Genomic DNA, 23,212 nt, shown 5'->3' with positions numbered 1-23,212 from the left:
ACCCGATTCACCCACCGTCCGGCGAGCGGGCGAAGTACTCAGGGCAGATCAAGTCGCCTATCAGCGAACCTCACCCTGGAAAGCCCGGGCCTCCAGGGCCTCGACCACCTGCGGCGCGCGGGGATCGCCCGCCTTGGCCGCGCGCCGCGCCCACTCCAGCGCCGTTTCCACGCCCGCCGCACCGTCATGGGCGGCGATCAACTCGGCCAGGGTGCTCATGGCTTCACCGCTGCCGGCGGCCGTGGCCTTTTCCAGCCAGGCCCGGGCCTCCGCCACGGCGGCGGCCCCCTGTGCCCCATGCGCCTGGGCCAGCAGCATGCGCGCCAGATTGACCTGCCCCGGCACATGCCCCTGCTCCGCCGCCCGCCGCGTCCACACCAGGGCGGCGGCATCGTCCTGCGGCAAGCCGGCCCCGGTCGCATAGGCACGCCCCACCCTGAACTGGGCCGACGCGCTGCCCTTCTCCGCAGCCTGGCCGTACAGGACCATGGCCTGGGCCTCGTTCTTCTCCAGGCCATAGCCGTGATAATGCAGGACACCCAGGTTATAGAGGGCGTCGGCGTGGCCGGCTTCGGCCGCCATTCGAAAATAGTGGACGGACTTGGTATAGTCCTGGGGAACGCCCTCGCCCCCCAGGTGACAGATGCCCATGCGGAACTGGGCCGGAACGAAACCGCTGTCGGCCGCCTTGGTGAACCAGCGCACCGCCTCGAACACGTCCTTGGGCAGTCCCCGCCCGCCGGCGTATGCCAGCCCAAGCGCCATCTGCGCCCCGGCATGGTTGCGGTCGGCCGCCGCCTGATACCACTGCGCCGCCTCGATATCGCTGGGGACCCGGGCCAGCCGGCCGGCGTGAAGATCCCCCAGCAGCGCCATGGCCTCGACATCGCCCTTGAGGGCGGCGCGACGGAGCCAAGTCTCCGCCGCCGCGCCATCCTGGGGGACGTTCTGGCCACGCATGTACATGACGCCCAACGACCGCTGGGCTCCAGCCACCTGCAGATCCGCCGCCCGCTTCAGGGCGGCCACGCCTCGGTCCAAATCCTGGGGCGTGCCTTCGCCCAGCATATAGGCCATGGCCAGGTAATAGATCGCGGTGGGATTGCCGACGGCCGCCGCCTCTTCATATAGTCGCACGGCCCCGGCCGCATCCGGCTCCCCCAGGTCACCGCTGGCGAGGATCATGGCCAAGCCCACCTTGGCCGCGTGGTTGCCGGCGTCCGCGGCGCGGCGATACCACTCGGCGGCTCGCACAGGATCGCCCTCCGACCCGCTGCGTCGCGACAGCAGCCAGCCCAGCAGCACCTGGGCCTCGATATGGCCCTGGATCGCCGCCTTCTCCGACCATAGGCGCGCCAGCGGGATATCCACCGGCAGATGGAAGGAGCCGCTGGTGTCGCCCTCCGCCGGCGGGCGACCAAGGCCGTTGGCGTAAAGGGCGCCCAGGCGCGCCTGGGAATTGGCGTCGCCCTTCTCCGCCGCGGCCGTGATCCAGCGGACCGCCGCCGCCGGGTCGGGTAGGACACCACGCCCCTGCATCAGCGCATCCGCCAGCCCGCGCATCCCCTCGATCGAACCCGCCCGGGCCGCCGCCGCGAACGCCCGCGCCGCGGCGACATCATCGCCGCGGGCGGCCAGGCGATAGGCCATGGCCAGGGACCAATCGGCGGACGACCGCCCGATCCGCCACGTGGCGGCCCGATCTATCAGCGTCGAAAAGCCGACCATGACCCGCCGCGCGCCGCAGTGATCCCCCGGGTGCCGTTCAAGTGGATGCCGATCAAGGCTCGCGCATCCCCTCGGACGCCTGACGCAGCACCGTTTCCATCAGGTACATCAGGATGGTGCGGCGCCCGACCATGATGTCGGCGCTGAGCGGCATGCCGGGGACCAGGTGCACGCCTTCCTTGCCGACGTTGTGCAGCTTGACCTCGGTGATCTCGATCCGGCCCCGGAAAAAACGCCGCGAGGTCGGCTGGCCGTTATCCTGGCGGGTGAAGCTGTCGTCGCTGACGCTGCGCAGGATGCCCTTGGCCGTCCCATGCTCGACGAAGCGGTAGGCGTCCAGCTTGATCTCGACCTTGTCGCCCAGCTTGACATGGCCCTGGTCGGCACCATCCAGGTCGACCTCCGCCTCCAGCGGCGCGTTGGCCGGCACCAGGGTCACCAGCATGTCGCCGGTCTTGGCGACGGAACCCACGGAAATGTCACCCACGGACAGGATGGAACCGTCCTCGATGGCGCGCATCTCCACCAGGTCGTTGCGGCGTTCCGCCTTGGACAGGTCATCCCTGGCCTTCTGCAGGTCCGTCCGCTTGCTGGACAGATCCTGGGCCAGATCCGCCTGCCACTGATGCAGGAAGGACTCCCGCTCCGACCGCAGGGCCTCCAGGTCATGCGAGGCCGACCGGGCCTGCTGTTCGGCGCTGGCCAGGTTGCGCATCATCTCGGTGCGGCTGTCCTGGGCCAGCAGGGTGTTCAGGCGGCTGCCGTATTCCTTCTTTTCCAGCTTGGCGCGCATGTCCTCGATCTCCGAGGTCACCGCCACCCGGGACTTGAAGTACTCCATGTCCCGCTGGCTGCGCACCATGGTGGACTGGGCTGACTCGATCTTCTGGTCGTAGTTCGCCAGTTTGGCCTTGTATTCCGCCTGGCGCGACCGCCAGACCGACAGCTGCAAGGCCGCCTGCGTCGTCGGCTCCGCCCCGGGGTCATAGATCGTCTTGGCCTGCTCCGCCTCCAGGCGGGCGACCTCGGCCGTCAGCGACGCGACCTGGTCGCGCAGCTGCGAGGCGTCGGCGGACGCGAAGGTCGGGTCCAGCGTCACCAGCAGGTCGCCCTTCTTCACCTCCTGCCCCGGCCGCACCATGATGGACCGGACGACGGAGGTGTCCAGCGGCTGCACCACGATGCTGGGCGTGCGCGACACCACCTTGCCGGGGGCCGTCACCACCTCGTCCAGCTTCACCACGGAAACCAGGATCAGGGCGACGGCCACCATGGCCGACAGGGTGTACAGCGTGCTGCGCACCGGCTTGGGATAGGGGGCCCCCACGACCGCGGCGATCTCGGACTGGAAGTCGTTGATCGCCTGGGCGACGACGGCGTCACTCCCGCGGGGCGTCGGGACCAGAGAGCGCGCGCTCATTGGGAACTCCGGAAGATTGATGGCGATTCTGCTGGAACCAGAGGTGACGATAGATATCGCACCGCTGGAGCAATTCCTCATGGGTGCCGACGTCGTAGACCCGCCCGCGCTCCATCACCACGATCATATCGCAATCCACCAGCGAGGTCAGGCGATGGGAGATGATCACCATCGTCCGGCCTTCGGAAATGCGCTGCAGGTTGCTGTTGATGATGGCTTCGCTGTCCGGGTCCAGGGCGCTGGTCGCCTCGTCCAGGATCAGGATGGGCGGGTCGACCAACAGGGCGCGGGCGATGGCGATGCGCTGGCGCTGCCCGCCGGAGATGTTGGTCGACCCCTCGGCCAGGAAGGTATCGTAACCGCGCGGCAGGCGCTCGATGAACTCCTCGGCGCCGGCCATGCGGGCGGCCTCGATGATCTCCTCGAACGAGGCGTCGGCCCGGGCGGCGCCGATGTTCTCGCGCACGCTGCCACTGAACAGGAAGTTGTCCTGCAGCACGACGCCCAAGTTGGACCGCAGGTGGCTGATGTCCATCTGCCGCAGATCGACGCCGTCGATCTTGATCAGGCCATCGTAATCCTGGTGCAGGCCCTGCAGCAGGCGGGTCACGGTGGTCTTGCCCGAGCCGCTACGCCCCATCACGCCGACGACGCTGCCCCGCGGGATGTCGACGGTGACCCGGTCCAGCGCCTTGTTCTGAGCGCCGGGGTAGCGGAAGCTGACATCCTCGAAGCTGATGTGCCCATGGAACCGGGGGCGCAGGCCATGGTCCGACCGCAGCTCTTCCGGCGGGATGTTGACGATGGAGGCGACCTGGCCGATGGCGCCGCGCACTTCCTGCAACTGCTGCAGCATGGAGGCGATCTGGACCAGCGGCTGGGTGGCGCGACTGGCCAGCATGGTGAACGCCACCAGCGACCCGGCGAGCGCCGCCTGGTCGGACGACAGCGCCATGTAGCAACCCAGCAGCAGGGTGCCGGAATAGGTCAGTTTTTCCAGCGGCTGCAGGATGGTCTGGGGCTGGTTGGCGACCAGCGCCAGGTTGCGGTGGGCCTTCACCGCCTGGGCGCCCCGCATGTCCCACCCGCGCCGCTTGCTGCCTTCCAGCGCCAGCGACTTGATCGTCCGCATGCCGTGGATGCTTTCAATCAGGAAGGAGTTCTTGCGGGTCTCCGCCTCCACCACCTTGGCGTGGTACCGGCCGATCATCGGCATGTACAGCAGAACGACCAGGAACATGACGCAGGCGATGCCCAGCACCCACAGGCTGAGGATCGCGTTCATGAAGAACATGGCCGGGATGATGATGACCAGGGTCATCGTGTCGAGCGCGGTGCCGAACAGCTGACCGGTCAGGAAATTGCGCACGCGCCAGATTTCGTTCAGACGGTGGTTGATGAGGCCCGTGGATAGGCTTTCGAACACCTCGATGGGCAAGCCCAGCAGGCGGTCGTAGACGAAAGCGGTCAGACGGCCGTCGATGCGGGCGGTGCCCTCCGCCACCAGGTAGCGGCGCAGCCAGCCGAAGGCGGTGTCGAAAACGACCACGAACCCCACGCCGACGGCCAGAACCACCAGGGTGGACATGCGCTGGTGCACCAGGACGCGGTCGACCACGACCATGTAGACCAGCGGCGGCACCAGGGCGAAAATGCTCATGATCAAGGCGGCCAGGCCCACGTCGCGGAAGATGCGGCGTTCGCGCATCACCTCGCCCATCAGCCAGCCCAGCCCGAACAGGCCCCGCTCCTCCGCCTCGGTGTTCTTCGGCTTCATCAGGACGACGTCGCCGGCCCAGATCTCATCCAGCGCGATCTCGTCCAGGGGGCGGATCTGGTTGGCCTGGCCCGGCTCGCGGACATAGATGATGGGCGGGGAAACGCTGGGCGACACGCCGGTCAGCACCAGGGCGGTCCCGTCCTTCAGGCACAGGATGGCGGGAACCGCCCGGCCCAGGCGCATCAGCTGGCGCCAGTTCATGCGGACGGCGCGGGCCTCGAAGCCCTTCTCGTCGGCGGCATGCACCAGGACGGCGCGCTTGACCTCGCCTTCCCCCTCGGCATAGGTCCGGACCAGCTGCTCCCGCGAGAGATGGACGCCGTGGTGCTGCGCCACAAGCAGCAATGCGGTGAGCATCGTGTGGTCCACGATGGCCCCGTTCATGGTCGATGAATCTGCGCTCACGTCATCCGCCGTACAGAACCCCATTATGCCGGCCTATTCCCCTTTCGGGCAGGGGCCGACCCCCTTTGCGCGCGACCTTAGCGCACTCATAAAAGAAACGGCAAATTCTACATATGCCTGCCCCGGATTTTCTGCCCGGTTAATGCGTCATTTAAATGAAACGATGAATTAAGCCCCTGCCGGCAGAGGGCATCCGAACCGCGCCAGGGCCTGGCGCCAGGCGGGGACAGCCCGGGTGCGGGCGTCGAATCGCGCCCTCACCGTCTTCCTCGCGTTTTGCCGCAGGGGCGCCAACGCGGCGCCGCGATCCAGCGCCTCCACCACCCGGCTGGCCAACATGCCCGTATCGAAGAACGGGAACAGCAAGCCGTTCACCCCATCCCGCACCACCTCCGCCACCGGCGGCGTGTCGGAGGCGACCAGCAAAGCGCCGCAGGCCATGGCCTCCAGCATCGACCAGGACAACACGAAGGGATAGGTGAGATAGACGTGCGCGCTGGACAAGCGCATCAGGTCCAAAAATCGGCCGTGATCCACCGGCCCCAGGAAATGCACCCGGCTCGAATCCAGCGCCGGTCCCACTTCCGCCAGCAGGCGCTCGCGCCAAGTCCCGCCACCGGCGGGCGGCGGGCCGTAGCTGACGCCATCCCCCCCGGCCACCACCACCCGAGCCCCGGGCCGCCGTCTCAGGATTTCCGGCAGCGCGCGCATGAAGACGTGGAAGCCCCGATAGGGTTCCAGATCCCGCGCCACGTAGGTCACAACCTCGTCCCCTGGCGTGAGGATCATGCCGTCGGACAGGGTGAAGGCCGGCGCCGGCCCGGGACAGGCGAGGTCGGTGTCTATCCCCTCATGCATGACCTGCAGGCGGTCGCGAAAGGCGGGCGGATGAAGCGAGCGCTGCCATTCGGTCGGGCAGATGCCCAAATCCACAGCCTCCAGCCCCAGCAGGTTGACGACGTTCAGCGTGCGCACCCGGGCGAGGTCGTCCAGGGTGACGGGGAACAGTGGGTCGAAACCCACGTCCGCCCCCCAGCTGTGATAGTAAAACTCAAAGTAACCAACCAGCGGAACGTCTGGCCACAAGTCTTTCATGTAAAGCGTATCGCCGAAGCCGCAATGGCCGATGATCAAATCGGGACGATATCCTTGCTGCGCCATGCCCACGGCGTCCCGCAGCGCGCACTGGCCGCGAATGATATGATCGGCGGCGCTCAATAGATAAGGATGGGTGCCCGCGGCCACGGTGGGCATGTCGCGGTAGAGCTGCGGGGTAAGCCCCGGCAGCTCCCACTCCTCCCGCTGGCCCAATCCGCGCACCTCGATCCGTGGATCGGCCAGCAACGACAAGGCCAGGGGCCGGAACTGGCCGGGAAAATCCTTATGCAGCAGCAAAACCCGAAACATGCCTATGCGCGTCCCCATCATCCCGGGCCAACAGCCCCCCCGGGCCCGTCGCGCATTCTCATGGATGGCCGCCGGCCTTGTCCACGCCCATCGGGGCCACGCCCATGAGGGGCGCCCAACGGGTTCACGCCCATGAGTGGCCACAGCCCGGCACCGCAGACGGGCGCTGGACAAATCCGCCGGCCCTCGGGCACAACCGGGTAGATAGCCCCCGCCGTGCCATAGGGCGGAGGAACGCATTTCAGGACGGAAGCATTTCGCATGGACATCCGCTGGCCCTCCGCCGACGCCCCGACCATCGCGGCCCCCTGCCCGGTCTGTGGCGAGACCGGCCCCCATGCGCCGACCCTGACCGTTCCCTGGGGGGACCGCACGATCCGGACTGGGTGCTGCTGTGCTGCCGGCGATGCACCGTCCGCTTCTCCACCGACCGGACGGTGGGGGACTATAGCCATGACACCGGCATCTTCATCGCTGCCACGGACCTGTACCTGGAGATGGGTGCCGGCCTGGACGTGATGCTGGAACCCATGGGCTGGCTGAAGCCGGGGGAAGGCCGCCTGCTGGACATCGGCGCCAACATCGGCTTCATCAGCGACTATGTCGAGGTGGCGCTGGGTTGGAAAGCCAAGGGCTACGACCCCTCCCGCGCGTCGGAGCTGGGACGCCAGTGGCTGGGCCTGGACATCGTCCCTGACTATTTCACCGAGGACACCCCCCTGCCCGTCACCTATGACGTGGTGGCCGCCTTCGAGTTGCTGGAGCACGTGCCGAACCCGGTGCCCTTGCTGAAAACGCTCAGCCGCGGCCTGAACGACACGGGCATCCTGGTCCTGACGACACCGGACGGCGGGGTGCTGAAGCCGGAAACGCCGACATCGATGATGTGGCCCATCATCAGCCCCGGCTCGCACATGACCCTGTTCACCGCAACGTCGATGGAAACGGCGCTGCAGGCCGCCGGCTTCACCCATGTCAGCGTGAAGCCCGTCGCCGGCATCCTGCGCATCCACGCCTCCCGCATGCCGCTGCCGGAAAACGTGGCTGACGGTGCCGATCGCGAACTGCTGCGCGAATACCTGCGCCGGCGCCTGACACCCGAGCGCATGCCGAAGTATGACCGGCTGGAGAACGGCTTCCGTTATCGCCTGTTCAAGGAGTTGGTGAATTTCGGCTTCCCCGACGAGGCGCAGGCGGTGTTTGAGCAGATTGTGCGCCAGGTTCGCGCCCGCTTCGGCATCGACCTGGATGACCCGGAAAGCCTGGTGGTCCCGCCCAACCCCGTGAATCTCGAGAAATTCACCGCGCGTGAGCCCAGCAACCTGATGGCCACGCTGCACTTCAAATCCATCCTGGTGAATAACCGGGACAACGACGCGGCCCAGTCGGCCTGCTACGCCGCCGCCGCCGCCCTGGCCGGCGTGACGTTGCGCCGGGTGCTGCAACGCTTGAGCATGGATAACGGTGAAGCGGGTACCGCCATTCCCGCCGCCCTGCGCCTGGCCCTGCAGAACCTGGCGGTCCAGGGGGCGGACATCCGCCCGCTGCTGACCCTGATCGAGGCAACGGACGACACCACCGGCTTCATGCTGAGCCAAACCGACCGCGAGAGCCTGCGGCCCGACATGAAGGCCATCCTGGGCACGCTGGGCATGCCCGAGGCCGAAACCTTGGATGAAAAAGGGACGACGGTACCGGGTGACGATTGCATCACGCGCCTGATCATGCTGGCACGTCCCGGCATGTGCGACAGCACCCGGAAGGCCACCGTCGCCGCCCTGAAAGCCGCCCCAACCGCCGCCACGGTGGAGGCCCTGCTGAAGCAGGCGGTGAACGACCCGGTTCTGCGCGATTGGCCGGCCACGCGCGCCCTTTGTGCCCGGGTGGCCGTGGCCCGCTTGATCGCCCTGCGGCTGGAGGCATGCTTCGGCCAGGACCTGGCCCCGCTGAACAGCCTGCCGGTCCCCACCTCCTCCGGTGCCTCCCTTCCCTATACGGGGGAGGACCCCAGCGACCTGATGCTGGCACTACAATCCAAGGCCATCCAGGCCAACGTCACGGATAATAGCGCCGAACAGTCCGCCTGCTATGCCGCCGCCGCCGTCCTGGCCGGCGTGACCGCGCGCGAGGCGCGGCACCGCCTAGGCGTGGATGAGGGTGAAGCGGGGAGCATCATACCTGCCGCGTTGCGCCTGGCCCTTCAAAACCTGGCGGTCGACGGCGCCGACATCCGCCCCTTGCTGACCCTCATCGAAACCGCAGACGACGCCACCGGCTTCAGGTTGGACCAGACGGACCGTGAAAGCCTCCGTCCAACCATGCAAGCCACCTTGGGCACCCTGGGCATGCGGGAAGCCGAAACCCTGGACAAAAAGGGGGCGGTTGCGCCGGGTGACGATTGTGTCACGCGCCTGATCACCTTGGCCCGCCCCAGTGTGCGCCACGCCGCGCAAGAGGCCGCGATCGCTCGCCTGCAAGTCGCCCCCACCGCCGCCGAGGTGGAAAGCCTGCTGAACCAGGCGCTGGAGGATCCGGCCCTGCGCGACTGGCCAGCCACACGCGCCCTGTGCGCCCGGGTGGCTGTCACGCGCCTGATGGCTCTGCAACTGGATGCGCGCTTCGGTCCGGACTTGGCGCCGCTGGAAAGTCTGCCGGTTCCCAGCGCCTCTGGCGCCCCTTTGCCCTATACGGCAGAGGACCCCAGCGACTTGATGCTGGCACTGCAAGCCCGGGCCATCCAGGCCAATATCGCCGGGAACGACGCCGAGCAATCCGCCTGCTACGCCGCCGCCGCCGTCCTGGCGGGGGTGACGGCGCGCGAGGCGCGGCATCGCCTTGACGTGGATGAGGGCCAAGCCGGAACCATAATCCCCGCCGCCTTGCGCCTGGCTCTGCAAAACTTGGCGGTCGACGGCGCAGACATCCGCCCTTTGCTAACCCTCATCGAAACTGCGGACACCACCGACGGCTTCATGCTGAGCCAGGCGGAGCGTGACAGCCTGCGGTCCGACATGAAGACGGTCCTGGCCAATCTGCGGCTACCCCAGGCTGGAGCCCTGGATGAGCGGGGCGCACCAGCCCCCGGTGACGACTGCCTGACGCGCCTGATCACCCTGGCCCGACCCAGCGTACGCCACGCCGCCCAGGAAGCGATGGTGGCGGCGGCACAGGCCGCCGAGACCGCCCATGAGGTGGAGACACTGCTGGGCAGAGCCCTGGACGACCCGGCCCTGCGCGACTGGCCGGCCATCCGGGCCCTATGCGCCCGCGTGGCGGTGACTCGCCTGATGACGCTGCAACTGGACCAGCGCTTCGGCCCGGACATCGCGCCGCTGGCGACCCTGCCCGTCCCGGCTGGCGGGGAAACGTCCCGCCCCTACACGGCGCGCGATCCCAGCGACCTGATGCTTGCGCTGCAAGCCCGAGCCATCCAAGCCAACAACATCGATAATGACGCCGCCCAATCGGCCTGCTACGCCGCCGCCGCCGTCCTGGCGGGCGTGACGGCCCGCCAGGCACGACACCGGCGGGGCCTGCCGGAGGGAGAGGTTGGAAGCGTCATTCCTGCGGCCTTGCGCCTGGCCCTGCAAAACCTGGCCGTCCTGGGCGCGGACATCCGCCCCGTGCTGACCCTGGCGGAGACCGCGGACGACAGCGACGGCTTCATGCTGAGCCAGGCGGAGCGCGCCTGCCTGCGCTCCGACATGAAGGTCCTCTTGTCCGGCTTGCACCTGCCAACAGTGGCAACCATGGACGAGAAGGGCGTGACGCGACCGGGCGACGACTGCCTGAGCCGCCTGATCACCTTGACCCGCCCCAGCGTGCACCCCGTGGCACGGGAACGCGCCATCGCCGCCCTGAACAGCGCGCGGACTGCGGACCAGGTTCAGTCCCTGCTGGAGCAGGCCGTGAAAGATTCTGCGCTATGTGATTGGCCGGCCACGTTGACCGTCTGCGCCAAGGTGGCCGTGATCCGCCTGGTGGGGCTACGGGCGCACTCGGCCGCGAAGGAGATTTTCGAACGCTGGGGTGATCCATCCTGGCATCAGGACCCCCCCATCGCCGCCGCCCTGGTGCTGCTCGCGGAGTCCCGCTATCCGCTGATCGTCCGGCTGGCTCGAAGGGCTTGGCGCAAGCTGGCCGCCTGACGTCAAAGGGGCGGCCACAGGTCCGCGGGGCGGCCAACAAGCCAGCGCCGGCCGGCCAGCATGAACCCGTCGAGAATGCGGCGGGCGATGCTCCGCCGTGGGGGGACCCGGTGCATGGCCGGCCTCCTGCTGGATAAGGATTGGTCATGGGAAGTCCGGCTGGCCCGGGCCCGCCCCAGGCCAGCCTTCCGCTTTAAAAGCCGGACAACACCAGCTTGCCCCGGGCCGTGCCGCTTTCGAGCACGGCATGGGCGCGGCGCAGGTTGGCGGCGTTGATGGGGCCCAGATCCTGGGTCATCGTCGTGCGCAACACGCCCGCGTCCACCAGGCGCGAGACCTCGCCCAGCAGCTCATGCTGGGCGATCATATCCGGCGTCTGGAACATGGAGCGCGTGTACATGAACTCCCAATGCAGGGAGATGCTCTTGCGCTTCAGCAGGGTGATGTCCACCGGCTGGGCCGGATCATCGATGAGGGCCAACTTGCCCTGCGGCGCCATCAGGGCGGCGATGGCGGGGAAATGCTGCTCCGTCGCTGTCAGGCTCATGACGTGGGTGGCGCCGCCGGGTGCGATGGCCCGCACCTGGGGTTCCAACGGCTGGCGGTGGTCGATGACGTGATGGGCGCCCATGGCCAGGCTCCAGTCCCGCGTTTCGGGCCGCGAGGCGGTGGCGATGACCGTCAGGCCCGTCAGCCGGCGGGCCAGCTGGGTGGCGATGGAGCCGACGCCGCCGGCACCGCCCACGATCAGCAGCACGCCGGCGGTACCACCGTTGTCAGTCCCGTCCCCTCCGCCAACGGCCGGCAGCCGAGCCACCCCCATGCGGTCGAACAGCATTTCCCAGGCGGTGATGCTGGTCAGCGGCAGGGCCGCGGCCTCCGCCGCCGTCAGGCTGGCGGGCTTGGGACCCACCAGGCGCTCATCCACCAGATGGAATTCAGCATTGGTGCCGGGGCGCTCCAGCGCGCCGGCATAGAACACGGCGTCACCGGCCTTGAACAGCGTCACTTCCGGACCGGTCGCGACCACCGTGCCCACGGCGTCCCAACCCAGGATGCGCGCCGCGCCCCCGACCGGGGCAGCGTTGCGGCGGACCTTGGTGTCCACGGGGTTGACCGAGATGGCCTCAACCCGCACCAGCAGGTCCCGGCCGGTGGCCACGGGGGTGGGAAGCTCCAGATCCACCAGGCTGTCGGCCTGGTCGATGGCTTGGTTCTGGTAATAACCGACGGCTTTCATGATGAACGACCTCGTTGGTTTGGGCCGCCGTCAGCGGCGGCGTGCATTCCTCCAAGGTTGCCTATTCCCTTCTGATCATCAATTGACAGGACCAAAGACACACTATTCATTTATGAATGGACGTCGATGAGGGAAGAAGCCGATGGACTGGGACGATCTGCGGTATTTCCTGGCCATCGCCCGGCAGGGCACCCTGTCGGGCGCCGCCCGCCAATTGGGCGTCAGCCAGCCCACGGTGGGGCGGCGGCTGGAGGCGTTGGAGACCCGGCTGGGCACCCGCCTGTTTCAGCGCACACCGGCGGGCTACGTCCCGACCGAAGCGGGCACCGGCTTGGTGGCCGGGGCGGAGCGCATGGAGACGGAGGCGCTGGCGGCGGAGCGGGCCGCCACCGGCCTGGATGTGGGACTGGAGGGCGCGGTGCGCGCCACGTCCCCGGAATGGGTGGGGCAGTGGCTGCTGGGCCCGCAGTTGGCCCGGTTCCACGACGTCCACCCCGGCATCACGGTGGAACTGGTGACCGACGCCCGGCTGTACAGCCTGACCCGGCGGGAGGCGGACGTGGCCTTCCGTTTCCACCGCTTCGACCAGAACGAGATCGCGCAACGCCGGGTGGCCACCGTGGGCTTCGGCCTCTACGCGGCGCCGGCGTACCTGGCCCGGCACGGCGCGCCCGATTTCACCCGGGGGGCCGCCGGCCACAGCCTGATCCTGATGAACGAGAGCTTCGGCGGCTTGGCCGACCTGCCCTGGCTGCTGGCCCTGGCGCCTGATGCCCGGCATGCCCTGCGGACCAACAGCCGCGACCTGCAGGCCGTGGCCTGCGCCGGGGGCGCGGGCCTGGCCGCCCTGCCCCATGTCATGGCCCAGGCGCGCGGATTGGTGGCGGTGGACACGCCGACCCCGGCCCCGCCGCGCGAAATCTGGGCCGGCGTGCACCGTGACGCCCAACGCACACCGCGCATCCGCGCGTTTCTCGACCACATGGCGCAGGCTTTGGCCCGCTAGGCGTCAGCCGTCCTGGTCCGCCGGGCCGAGATTAGCCGCCAGGCCGGCGCGCAGCCCGTCCACCTGGGCCTTCAGCGCCTTCAGCCCATCCAGGTTGAGACCGGTGGCGCACAGGATCGCCTGCTGCACCGTGCCCAGGTGATCCTGCAATGCGCGTCCGGCCTGGGTCAGGGTGACGCGCACCAAGCGTTCGTTCTGCGGGTCGCGCTGACGGCTGACCAGGCCCGCCGCCTCCAGCCGCTTCAGCAAGGGCGTCAAGGTGCCGGAATCCAGGTCCAACTGCTCCCCGATGGCCTTCACCGTCAGCCCGTCCCCGGACCACAGCACCAGCATCACCAGGTACTGCGGATAGGTGAGCCCCAGCCGGTCCAGCAGCGGCTTATAGGTGCGGTTGAACAGGTGCGCGGCGGAATAGATGCTGAAGCACAGCTGGTTGCTCAGCAAGGTGGCCTTGTCGGCGGCCCGCTTGCCGGGGCCTGCCATCTCCATACCTTGATGCGTGGTGTCCTGGTGGTCCTGGGCCATGATGACGCCCTCACTTCTCCGGCGGCGCCCAGGGAAGCGGACGCGCGATCTACGGCAGGCTAGCACCCAACAACGAATTGCGCGCAATCGATTTGCGCATAGCGACTATGTCGACTAACAAATTGTGCGCAATTCGTTATCGCGCAATTATCACCTCACCGGCGCCGATGACCCAGCCGAACCTCGGTGGGACCGGCCCCAAAAGTTGACCCAACCAGTTGAAACCACGGAGATGATCATGCCCATCCTCTACACCACTTCCGCCACCGCCACCGGTGGCCGTGAGGGCCAGGCCAAGTCCGTCGACGGCATCCTGGACGTCAAGCTGACCACGCCCAAGGAGTTGGGCGGCGCCGGCGGCAACGGCACCAACCCCGAGCAGCTGTTCGCCGCCGGTTACTCCGCCTGCTTCCTGGGCGCCCTGAAGTTCGTGGCCGGCAAGGCCAAGGTGAAGGTGCCGGAGAACGCCACCGTCAGCGCCCAGGTGGGCATTGGCCCGCGTGAGGATGGCACCGGCTTCGGCCTGGACGTCGCCCTGACCATCACCCTGCCGGGCGTCGACGCCGAAACCGCCAACAGCTTGGTGCAGCAGGCGCACATCGTGTGCCCCTACTCCCACGCCACTCGCGGCAACCTGGACGTTCGCCTGAACGTCGCCTAAGGGGTTTTCCAGGCGCCGGCCCCCTCCCGGTGCCTGAAAGGAAAGGCCGGCATCGCCTGATCGCGATGCCGGCCTTTCCCATTTCATCAACGCCTTGCGCGCCTATTCGTACGCGATGTCGCAGGACAGGCCAGGCTGGCGCGCCGCCTCGATGGCGCGATGGACCAGGGCCAGGGCCTCGAACGCCGGCTCCGGCCCGAAGGCCAGGGGCGCCCGGCCGGCCAGGGCGTCGGCCACGTTGCGGTAGAAGTCCTGGTAGCGGCCCGCCTCCAGCGCCACCTCCTCCCGCACCACCGCGCCGGCGCGCTCGGTATGCAGCAGGGCGGGCGTGGTCACCACGGCCCAGCCGGCATCGCCGGGCTTCACGCCGGCGGCCATTTGCGCCTCTTGCACGTCACCCTTGGGAATGACCAGGGAACCCTTGTCGCCATGGGCCGCCAGCACCGGCCCCGGCTCGCGCACATAGGTGCTGGATCGCAGGATGACCCGGTGATCGGCATAGCGGAAACGGACATCGAAATAGTCCGTCGCCCCCTCCGCCCGGCGCAGTGAGCGCATTTCTGCCGCCACCGACAGGGGACGGCCGAACTGGCGCAGCATGCCGTCCACCAGGTGGATGCCCAGGTCGAACCAAGTGCCGGCGCCCGGCTGCTCATCCTCCTTCCAGGCCTTGTGCGTCACGTGGGCGCGGTACCGGTCGTAGTGCCATTCCACCTCCACCAGGCGGCCCAGGTCGCCGGCGGCCAGATGACGGCCCAGGGTCAGGTATTCGGCGTCCAGGCGCTTGTTATGGAATACGGCCAGCAGGCGGCCCGCCGCCTTGGCCTGGGCCATCAGGTGGCGCCCCTCTTCCAGGGTGATGGTCATGGGCTTTTCCAGCACCACGTGCTTCCCCGCCGCCAACGCCGCCTGGGCCATGGGGAAATGCAGGGCGTTGGGCGTGTTGACCACCACCAGCCCGATGGCCGGATCATCCAGGATGGCCTGGAAGTCCGCCACGACGCGGGCGCCGGCCGGCTCCGCCCCATCGGCGCCGGAGCGCCGTAGGATGGCGCGCAGCGACAGGGCCGGTTCCGCCAGGATGAGGGGGGCATGGAACACACGGCCGGACAGGCCATAGGCGCACAGGGCGGTGCCAATCATCGTCTACGCTGCTCCTTCAAGGTGGGATCACCACATTAACCGGCGATTTACAGTATCCGGCAGCTCAAAATCAAACAAAATTGCCCATTAATGAATTAATGTTGCAACCTAACCCATAATTTCCAAACTAAATTCTCAAATTCGGTGGCGCGCGATCATATTTGCCCTATATGACTTTCCAAGAAGTGCGCCGCACGTATCGATACTGGAATGACGGCGACCATTCCGCCCCTTTCATCAAATGCCTATTCTGAAGCCATATTTCCGAATTCCTGTTCCGAAATCCTAATTTTGTATTCACCCAATTCAAAAGGACGCGTGATGAGCCTTGCCGGGACCCCCGCCACCGCGCCTGCCGAAGGCGACAAAGCCCGGCTGTGGTCCATCCTTGTTCATCTGCTCTATCTGGTCGGGGCGTTCCCACTGGGCCTGGTCATGGCCTATGTCAAGCGGCCGGACTTCGCTGGCACCATTTACGAAGGCCACATGACCTTCGCCATCCGCACCTTCTGGATTTGCGTGCTGTTCGCCCTCTGCGCCCTGGCGCTACGGGTGGTGGGCATGGAATTCATCACCCTGTTCATCGGCAGCATCTGGGCCGTCGTGCGGGTGGTCGTGGCCCTGACCCGCGCCATCGACGCCAAGCCTATCCTGAACCCCCAAGGCTGGGTGATATAAGCGACGGCCGGGCATCAGCACGGCCGTGGCGACGCATGCGAATGGATGACGCATGCGAACGGGTGGAGCACGGGCGGCATCGGGCCATGGCCCCTCATGACCGCCAACGGCGGTAACGCTTTATATACCGTTCCCGGGCAATAACGCATTCAAGGCATGGTGCCCCACCGGCACGATGGTATAGTCCTTTAATGTTTTCCAGCCGAACCATCGGCCACGACCCGATGGTTTCGCCAAGAAGCACGACGCGCCGGAGGGGTGGGTTTCGGCGCCTACAGTCCGCGTTTGCCACGCGGAACACTTGGGGGCATGTCTATGCGGGTGGTTTTCCCGGGTTTATGCTTCAGCACCGATGATCAAGGTGTCGCCTTCAGCCACAACCCGTGGCTGGTGCTGCTGTCTTACCTGACCGCCGTCTTCGCCTCCTTCGTCGCCCTGAACATGGCGGAACGCATGACCGGCTCCACGGGCCGGTCGCGCCTGGCCTGGCAGTTGGGCGCCGCCTGCGCGCTGGGTGGCGGCATCTGGGCCATGCATTTCATCGGCATGCTGGCCTTCCAGGTGGCCCTGCCCGTGGCGTGGGAACCCACGCTGACCCTGGCGTCGCTGCTGACGGCCATCGTTTTCGTCGCCCTGGGCCTGGAGGCGGTGCGCCATGGCCGCAACAGCGTCATCCGCTTCGCCCTGGCCGGCACGGTCGTGGGCCTGGGCATCGCCGTGATGCATTACACCGGCATGGCCGCGATGGAGGTGCCGGGCCGGATCGCCTACCGCCCCGGCCTGTTCGCCCTGTCCGTCCTGATCGCCATGGCGGCCGCCACGGTGGCCCTGATGCTGTCCGTCAGCCTGAAGCACGGCTGGCACCGCGCACTGGCCGCCCTGATCATGGGCGTCGCCATCTGCGGCATGCACTACACCGGCATGACGGCCACGGTGCTGACCCTGGACCCGCTGGCCCCCGCCCCGGCGGATGTGGATCGCGGGCCGCTGGCCATCATCGTCGCCGGTGCCACCTATGGCCTGCTGATGCTGGCGCTGGTGACCGCGCTCGCCGACCGCCGCCTGAACGCCGCCGCGGAGCGCGAGGCCCAGCGCCTGAAGGCGGCCAACCGCGCCCTGGAGGCGGAGGTGGAGGAGCGCCGGCGGGCGGAGGAGGAACTGCTGCGCGTGCGCGAGGGGCTGGAGGAGGCGGTGGCGGAGCGTACCCGCGACCTGGCCGCCGCCCGCAGCCGGGCCGAGGCCGCCAACCAGGCCAAGTCCGAATTCCTGGCGAGCATGAGCCATGAACTGCGCACGCCGTTGAACGCCGTCCTCGGCTTCGCCCAGCTGATGGAATACAACAAGGCGCGCGAGCCGATGACGCCCAAGCAGGAGCGCGGCGTCCAGCAGATCGTCAAGAATGGCAACCACCTGCTGCGCCTGATCGACGAGGTGCTGGACCTGGCCCGCATCGAGGCCGGGCAGCTGACGCTGTCGCTGGAACCGGTCGATCCCCGCCTGGTGGTGGAGGATGTGCTGAACGCCCTGCAGCCGGTGGCGGAAAAGGCGCGGGTGACCATCGCCGCCGTCTTGCCCGAGGTGGCGCCGCCCGTCCTGGCCGACCGCACCCGCCTGATCCAGGTGGTCAGCAACCTGCTATCCAACGCGGTTAAGTACAACCGCCCCGGCGGCACCGTGCGCGTCACCCTGGGCGCCGCGCCGGCGCCGGGTCGCCTGTCGCTGTCCGTGCAGGACACGGGCGAAGGCATCGCGCCCGACAAGCTGGGCGACCTGTTCCAGCCCTTCAACCGCCTGGGCCAGGAATACAGCGACATTCCGGGCACGGGCATCGGCCTGACCATCACCCGCCGGCTGCTGTCCGCCATGGACGGCACGATCGAGGTGGCCAGCGTGCTGGGCGAGGGCAGCACCTTCACCGTCAGCCTTCCGGTGGCCCTGAACATGGCGCCCGAACCGCGCGCGCCGGGGGCCGAAAACAACCCGCTGGCCCAGACCCGGCCCCGCACCATGCTGTATGTCGAGGACAACCCGTCCAACATCCAGCTGATGCGCGACCTGATGGAGACCGTGCCAGACACCAAGTTGCTGATCGCCGCCGACCCGGTGACGGGCCTGGACCTGGCCATGGGCCACCAGCCCGACGTCATCGTGCTGGACATCAACCTACCGGGCATGAGCGGTTTCGACGTCCTGGCCCGGCTGCAGGACCGGGAGGAGACCCGCGGCATTCCCGTCCTGGCGTTGAGCGCCAACGCCTTGCCCCGCGAAATAGAGAAGGGCCTGCGCGCCGGATTCCGCCGGTACCTGACCAAGCCCTTGAACGTGCAAGAGTTCATGGAGGCCTTGGCCGACGCTATGGAGCCGGTCGATGCCGTTTGACGCCACCGACCTGGTCAAAAACGCCCGTATCCTGGTGGTGGATGACCTGGCCGCCAACGTCGAATTGATGGAAGGCGTGCTGGCCGCGGCCGGCTACGCCAACGTCACCGGCACCTGCGACCCGCGCGAAGGCCTGGCGCTGTACGGTTCCCTGGCGCCGGACCTGATCCTGCTGGACTTCCGTATGCCCGGCATGGATGGCCCCGCCTTCATCCGCGCCGCCCATGCGCTGAGCCCGGGCCAGCGCCCGCCCATCCTGGTGGTGACGGCGCAAGGCGATGAGCAGACCCGCCGCGCGGCGCTGGAGGCTGGCGCCCGTGACTTCATTTCCAAGCCCTTCGCCTTGTGGGAGATGTTGGCCCGCGTGCAGAACCTGCTGGAACTGCAGATGCTGCTGCGTGACAAGGAAACCCAGGCCAGCCGCCTTGAGGCGGCCGTGGCCCAGCGCACCCGCGACCTGGAGCACACCCACCTGGAAGTGGTGCGGCGCCTGTGCGCCGTGGGGGAGTTCCGGGATGATGAGACCGGCCGCCACGTCAACCGCATCGGCGCCCTGTCCGGCCGCATCGCCCGCCTGGCCGGCTGGTTGGAGCCGGACGCCGAGCTGCTGGCCAGCGCCGCCCCGCTGCACGACATCGGCAAGGTCGCCATTCCCGACGCCATCCTGCTGAAGCCCGGGAGGCTGACCGACCCGGAATGGCAGGTGATGAAGACCCACGCCGACGCCGGCGCCAGCATCCTGAGCGGCAGCCGGATTCCCGTCCTGGATCTGGCGGCCGAGATCGCCATCACCCATCATGAAAAGTGGGACGGCAGCGGTTATCCCCAAGGCCTGGCGGGCGAGGCCATCCCGCTGTCCGGCCGCATCGTCGCCGTGGCCGACGTGTTCGACGCCCTGCTGTCCCGCCGTCCCTATAAAGAGCCGTGGACGGCGGACCAAGTCTCGGACCACCTGCGCGCCCAGTCCGGCCGCCACTTCGACCCGGCGCTGGTCGACCTGGTCCTGGCCCATTTGAATGAATTGCTGGACTTGCGGGTTGAGGTCGGGGTGTGACGCCCCGCCTGTGACGCCCTACTGGCGCGCCATGGTCCGCGCCGTGTGCCGGCGAGCGCCGACAACGGACCGCTCAACGGTCCAGCGGCACGGCTTGGTCGAGAACGTCGGAGCGTGACAGGCGGGTGGCATGGCCCGGGAAATCCACCCACGGGCCGATCAGGTCACCCGTCATGAAGGTGCAGCCCGCCTCTTCCGCCACCCGCTCCATATCCGGCGTGTCGATGCCGTCAACCAGGATGTGCAGCCCGCGACGGCGAGCCTCCGCCCCCGCGAGATAGAGATCCTGGATCAGCCGGCCGCGCGGGACGGTGCCGCCAAGGGAGACGGTCACCCCCTTCAGGCCCGCGGCGGCGAAGGTGGCCTGGGCCTGGGGTGACAAATCCGCGCAAACCGTCACGCCCCGGCCCAGGGGCCGCAGGACGCTGACCAGCTCGGTCAGCCGGCCCACCGGCACGCCGTCCGGCACCCCCATCAGCTGATAGGTGATGAAGGGGCGCAGATGGGCCGGGATATGACTGGCCAGGTCCAGATAGGCGCGGCGGCGGCTGGTTCCCGCCAGCGTCTCGAAATGCACCGGCAGGGCCAGGTAATAGCGGAAGCGGTTGTCGTACAGCTCCAGATAGGCGTCCACCGCCTGGCGCAGGGTCTCGCGGTCCAGGTCCAGGATTTCCTGCAATCCGTTGGCGGTGCCGGCAGGGGTGACGCCGCCGGCCGGCGGCGTCAGCGTGTCATAGCCATAAACATGCTGGCGCCCCCCCACCCGCTGGCGGCGGGGACTGGCGATATAGAGGCTGAGCGCCTGGCCCCGCACGTCCCACACGGGGCGGTACACCACCTCCAGCGGGCCCAGCACCGGCCGCAAATGGGCCCAGGGGTCATCGTCGCCGCCCTTGGCTGCGACGGCGGCAGCGGCCACGGCCTGCCCCCGCCCGATTTCGGCCAGTGCGGCGGCGGCCTGAGCTTGTGATAAGGGGGCCTGTGAAGTTGGCTGAGGCGCCGGAGGGTGGCGCGGGGACGGCGACGGTTCCGGCGTTTCTTCCATCGCGCCGGCCGGCGCCAGCGGCGCCGTGGGTTGGGCGTGCGCGGCCATCCTGGCCAGCAGGTCGGCCAGCCGCTCGGGCTTCAGCACGAGATCGCCCGAGGCCTCGCGCGCGGCCGTGCGCACGACGATGCTGGCGAGGTCGGGCTCGCCCAACAGCAGTCGCTGCAACTCCTGCATCACCTTGGCGCACACAAGGCCGGCCTGGACGGGGGTCAGCCGGGCGAAAACGACCACGTAGGTTTCGGTGCCATAGCCGTAAAAGACGTCATCCGCCGCCAGGTTCTGGCGCAACAGCTTCTCGATCATGCCGTGCACCCGGGTCTGCACCCCGTTCCAGCGCGGCCCCAGCTTTTCCTTCAGGCTTTCTAGGCCGACGAACTGGACGCAGCCGGCGGCGGCGGCCTTGCGCGGCCCCAGCACGGCCTTGAGACGCTGGCGGAAGACGGCTTCTTCAGGGCCCGGATCGCCGGCGTCCAGATCAAGGGCGGCATCGGGATTGGGAGCCGTCACACGCCCCGTGCCGGCGGTGGGCGCCGGCCCTTCTGAAAACCAGGCGATGATGCGGCTCAACAACCCCGGCATGGCAACTGCCTCCATGCTGTACCGATCCAGTTTCCCCAGTTTAGGGGCCGCGTGGTTAAGAAAAGGCTAAGGCCGCCTGATAGGCGTACGCATAATGGTGGGAAAGAGCGGATTTGCAATCTTTGGTCAGCCCGTGCCGCCACCCGCACTCACAGGCGGGTTTGCACGGCGCAAGGAAAAAGGCCGATCCCGACGGGACCGGCCTTCCTCACGTCACGCGCATAGGCTTCGCGCCCAAACGCCCTTCCGGATCAGGTGAATTCCTGGAAGAAGTCGTTGCCCTTGTCATCGATGACGACGAAGGCGGGGAAGTCCTCCACCTCGATGCGCCAGATGGCCTCCATGCCCAGATCCTCGAAGGCGATGCATTCCACCTTCTTGATGCAATCCTGGGCCAGGCGGGCGGCGGCGCCGCCGATGCTACCCAAGTAGAAGCCGCCGTGCTTCTTGCAGGCCTCGCGCACCGCCGGGCTGCGGTTGCCCTTAGCCAGCATGACGAAGGAGCCGCCCGCCGCCTGGAACTGGTCGACGAAGCTGTCCATGCGGCCGGCCGTGGTGGGACCGAAGGAGCCGGAAGCGTAGCCCGTCGGCGTCTTGGCCGGGCCGGCGTAGTAGATGGGATGGTTCTTGAAGTAATCCGGCAGCGGCTGTCCCGCCTCGAGCCCGGCGCGCAGGCGGGCGTGGGCGCTGTCGCGGGCCACGATTAGCGGACCGGTCAGCGACACGCGGGTGCGGATGGGGTAACGCGACAGCGTCTCGCGGATTTCCGACATGGGGCGGTTCAGGTCGATCTTCACCACCTCGCCCGCCAGCTGGCTGGCGTCGATTTCCGGCAGGAAGCGGGCAGGATCGTGCTCCAACTCCTCCAGGAAGATGCCGTCGCGGGTGATCTTGGCCAGCGCCTGGCGGTCGGCGGAGCAGGAGACGCCGATGCCGATGGGCAGGGAGGCGCCGTGGCGCGGCAGGCGGATGACCCGCACGTCATGGCAGAAGTACTTGCCGCCGAACTGCGCGCCGATGCCCATGGTCTGGCTCAGCTTGTGGACGGCAGCCTCCATCTCCAGGTCGCGGAAGGCGTGGCCGCTTTCCGAGCCCTGGGTGGGCAGGCCGTCGTAGTAGCGGGCCGAGGCCAGCTTCACCGTCTTCAGGTTCATCTCGGCGCTGGTGCCGCCGATGACGATGGCCAGATGGTAGGGCGGGCAGGCCGAGGTGCCCAGCGACTTGATCTTCTCTTCCAGGAAGGGCAGCAACCGGTCGGGCGCCAGCACCGAGGGCGTGGCCTGGAACAGGAAGGTCTTGTTGGCCGAGCCGCCGCCCTTGGCCATGAACAGGAACTTATAGGCGTCGTCGCCCTCGGCGTAGATGTCCACCTGCGCCGGCAGGTTGGTGCGGGTGTTCTTTTCCTCGTACATGGACAGCGGCGCCACCTGGCTGTAGCGCAGGTTGCGCTTGGCGTAGGCGTCCAGCACGCCGCCGCCCAGCGCGGTCTCGTCCCCGCCCTTGGTCCAGACGCGGCGGCCCTTCTTGCCCATGATGATCGCGGTGCCGGTGTCCTGGCACATGGGCAGGATGCCCGAAGCGGCGATGGAGGCGTTCTTCAGTAGGTCCAGCGCCACGAAGCGGTCGTTGGGCGAGGCCTCGGCATCATCCAGGATGGCGCGCAGCTGGGCCAGGTGGCCGGGGCGCAGCAGGTGGTTGATGTCGATGAAGGCCTGTTCGGCCAGCAGGCGCAGGCCCTCGGGCTCGACCTTCAGGATCTCTTCCCCGTCGAAGGTCGTGGTCGACACGTAGTCGCTGGTCAGCTTGCGGTAGCTGGTGGCGTCCTTGGCCACGGGGAACAGCGTGAACTCCCGGCTTTCACCGCCGACGTCTGGCATTGGGGCTCTCCCGATAATCCGGCCCGGCCGGTGCGTTCCGGCGGGCCCTGGTCACGGGCGGCTCCCGTGGCCGGCGGGGACCTTACGCCACCCATCCGCCCCTGTCATCTGCGCCGCGCGCAACACCTCCCCCT

Annotated in this window: 15 protein-coding genes; 6 read left to right on the top strand and 9 right to left on the bottom strand. The window is 68.0% G+C overall.

Annotation, left to right across the window (positions count from 1 at the left end; all coding sequences use genetic code 11):
- Window positions 1–60 precede the first annotated feature (60 nt).
- From UAJ10_RS02565 to UAJ10_RS02550, 4 genes are all read right to left on the bottom strand, one after another.
- Window positions 61–1,728: a tetratricopeptide repeat protein gene (locus UAJ10_RS02565; protein WP_322913800.1), complete on the bottom strand. Its 1,668-nt coding sequence runs from the start codon at window positions 1,726–1,728 to the stop codon at window positions 61–63.
- Window positions 1,729–1,780: 52 nt separating this feature from the next.
- Window positions 1,781–3,148, bottom strand: a complete 1,368-nt coding sequence (locus tag UAJ10_RS02560; RefSeq protein ID WP_322913799.1) for an HlyD family type I secretion periplasmic adaptor subunit — start codon at window positions 3,146–3,148, stop codon at window positions 1,781–1,783.
- Window positions 3,108–5,312 (bottom strand): peptidase domain-containing ABC transporter, encoded by a 2,205-nt coding sequence (locus UAJ10_RS02555; protein ID WP_322913798.1) that lies wholly within the window; start codon window positions 5,310–5,312, stop codon window positions 3,108–3,110. The genes UAJ10_RS02560 and UAJ10_RS02555 overlap by 41 nt, the downstream gene beginning before the upstream one ends.
- A gap of 189 nt (window positions 5,313–5,501) precedes the next feature.
- Entirely contained in the window at window positions 5,502–6,740 is a 1,239-nt protein-coding gene (locus UAJ10_RS02550; protein ID WP_322913797.1) for a glycosyltransferase, read from the bottom strand.
- A gap of 386 nt (window positions 6,741–7,126) precedes the next feature.
- Here UAJ10_RS02550 and UAJ10_RS02545 point away from each other — a divergent pair, with 386 nt between their 5' ends.
- Window positions 7,127–10,888: a class I SAM-dependent methyltransferase gene (locus tag UAJ10_RS02545; protein ID WP_322913796.1), complete on the top strand. Its 3,762-nt coding sequence runs from the start codon at window positions 7,127–7,129 to the stop codon at window positions 10,886–10,888.
- Between the two features lie 193 nt (window positions 10,889–11,081).
- Here UAJ10_RS02545 and UAJ10_RS02540 read toward each other — a convergent pair whose 3' ends face one another.
- Window positions 11,082–12,128 (bottom strand): zinc-binding alcohol dehydrogenase family protein, encoded by a 1,047-nt coding sequence (locus UAJ10_RS02540; RefSeq protein WP_322913795.1) that lies wholly within the window; start codon window positions 12,126–12,128, stop codon window positions 11,082–11,084.
- A gap of 142 nt (window positions 12,129–12,270) precedes the next feature.
- Between UAJ10_RS02540 and UAJ10_RS02535 the strand changes: the two genes are divergently transcribed.
- Window positions 12,271–13,134 carry a LysR family transcriptional regulator gene (locus UAJ10_RS02535; RefSeq protein ID WP_322913794.1) on the top strand — a complete coding sequence of 288 codons (864 nt, stop codon included), beginning with the start codon at window positions 12,271–12,273 and terminating at the stop codon, window positions 13,132–13,134.
- Window positions 13,135–13,137: 3 nt separating this feature from the next.
- Here the strand turns inward: UAJ10_RS02535 and UAJ10_RS02530 are convergent, their stop codons facing one another.
- On the bottom strand, window positions 13,138–13,659 hold the full coding sequence (locus tag UAJ10_RS02530) for a MarR family winged helix-turn-helix transcriptional regulator (protein ID WP_416235335.1): 522 nt from the start codon (window positions 13,657–13,659) through the stop codon (window positions 13,138–13,140).
- Between the two features lie 238 nt (window positions 13,660–13,897).
- Between UAJ10_RS02530 and UAJ10_RS02525 the strand changes: the two genes are divergently transcribed.
- Window positions 13,898–14,320: an organic hydroperoxide resistance protein gene (locus UAJ10_RS02525; RefSeq protein WP_463667859.1), complete on the top strand. Its 423-nt coding sequence runs from the start codon at window positions 13,898–13,900 to the stop codon at window positions 14,318–14,320.
- 102 nt (window positions 14,321–14,422) lie between these two features.
- Here the strand turns inward: UAJ10_RS02525 and UAJ10_RS02520 are convergent, their stop codons facing one another.
- Complete coding sequence (locus tag UAJ10_RS02520) at window positions 14,423–15,463, bottom strand: Gfo/Idh/MocA family oxidoreductase (RefSeq protein WP_322913792.1); 1,041 nt, start codon at window positions 15,461–15,463, stop codon at window positions 14,423–14,425.
- 321 nt (window positions 15,464–15,784) lie between these two features.
- Here UAJ10_RS02520 and UAJ10_RS02515 point away from each other — a divergent pair, with 321 nt between their 5' ends.
- The 3 genes from UAJ10_RS02515 to UAJ10_RS02505 all read left to right on the top strand — a co-directional run bounded on the left by UAJ10_RS02515 (window position 15,785) and on the right by UAJ10_RS02505 (window position 19,574).
- Window positions 15,785–16,141, top strand: a complete 357-nt coding sequence (locus UAJ10_RS02515) for a DUF4870 family protein (RefSeq protein ID WP_322913791.1) — start codon at window positions 15,785–15,787, stop codon at window positions 16,139–16,141.
- Window positions 16,142–16,456: 315 nt separating this feature from the next.
- Entirely contained in the window at window positions 16,457–18,520 is a 2,064-nt protein-coding gene (locus UAJ10_RS02510) for a hybrid sensor histidine kinase/response regulator (protein ID WP_322913790.1), read from the top strand.
- Window positions 18,510–19,574 (top strand): HD domain-containing phosphohydrolase, encoded by a 1,065-nt coding sequence (locus tag UAJ10_RS02505; protein ID WP_322913789.1) that lies wholly within the window; start codon window positions 18,510–18,512, stop codon window positions 19,572–19,574. Before UAJ10_RS02510 ends, UAJ10_RS02505 begins: the two co-directional genes overlap by 11 nt.
- Before the next feature lie 73 nt (window positions 19,575–19,647).
- Here UAJ10_RS02505 and UAJ10_RS02500 read toward each other — a convergent pair whose 3' ends face one another.
- Together UAJ10_RS02500 and UAJ10_RS02495 are read right to left on the bottom strand one after the other, a co-directional pair.
- Window positions 19,648–21,201 carry a hypothetical protein gene (locus UAJ10_RS02500; protein ID WP_322913788.1) on the bottom strand — a complete coding sequence of 518 codons (1,554 nt, stop codon included), beginning with the start codon at window positions 21,199–21,201 and terminating at the stop codon, window positions 19,648–19,650.
- Between the two features lie 251 nt (window positions 21,202–21,452).
- Window positions 21,453–23,078, bottom strand: coding sequence for a fumarate hydratase (locus UAJ10_RS02495; protein ID WP_322913787.1), 1,626 nt, complete (start codon window positions 23,076–23,078; stop codon window positions 21,453–21,455).
- Window positions 23,079–23,212 lie beyond the last annotated feature (134 nt).

It is taken from the genome of Nitrospirillum guaranorum (assembly GCF_034653275.1).
GTDB lineage: Bacteria > Pseudomonadota > Alphaproteobacteria > Azospirillales > Azospirillaceae > Nitrospirillum.
Note: the sequence above shows the minus strand (reverse complement) of the source record. Positions and strands in the feature narration are given on the sequence as shown.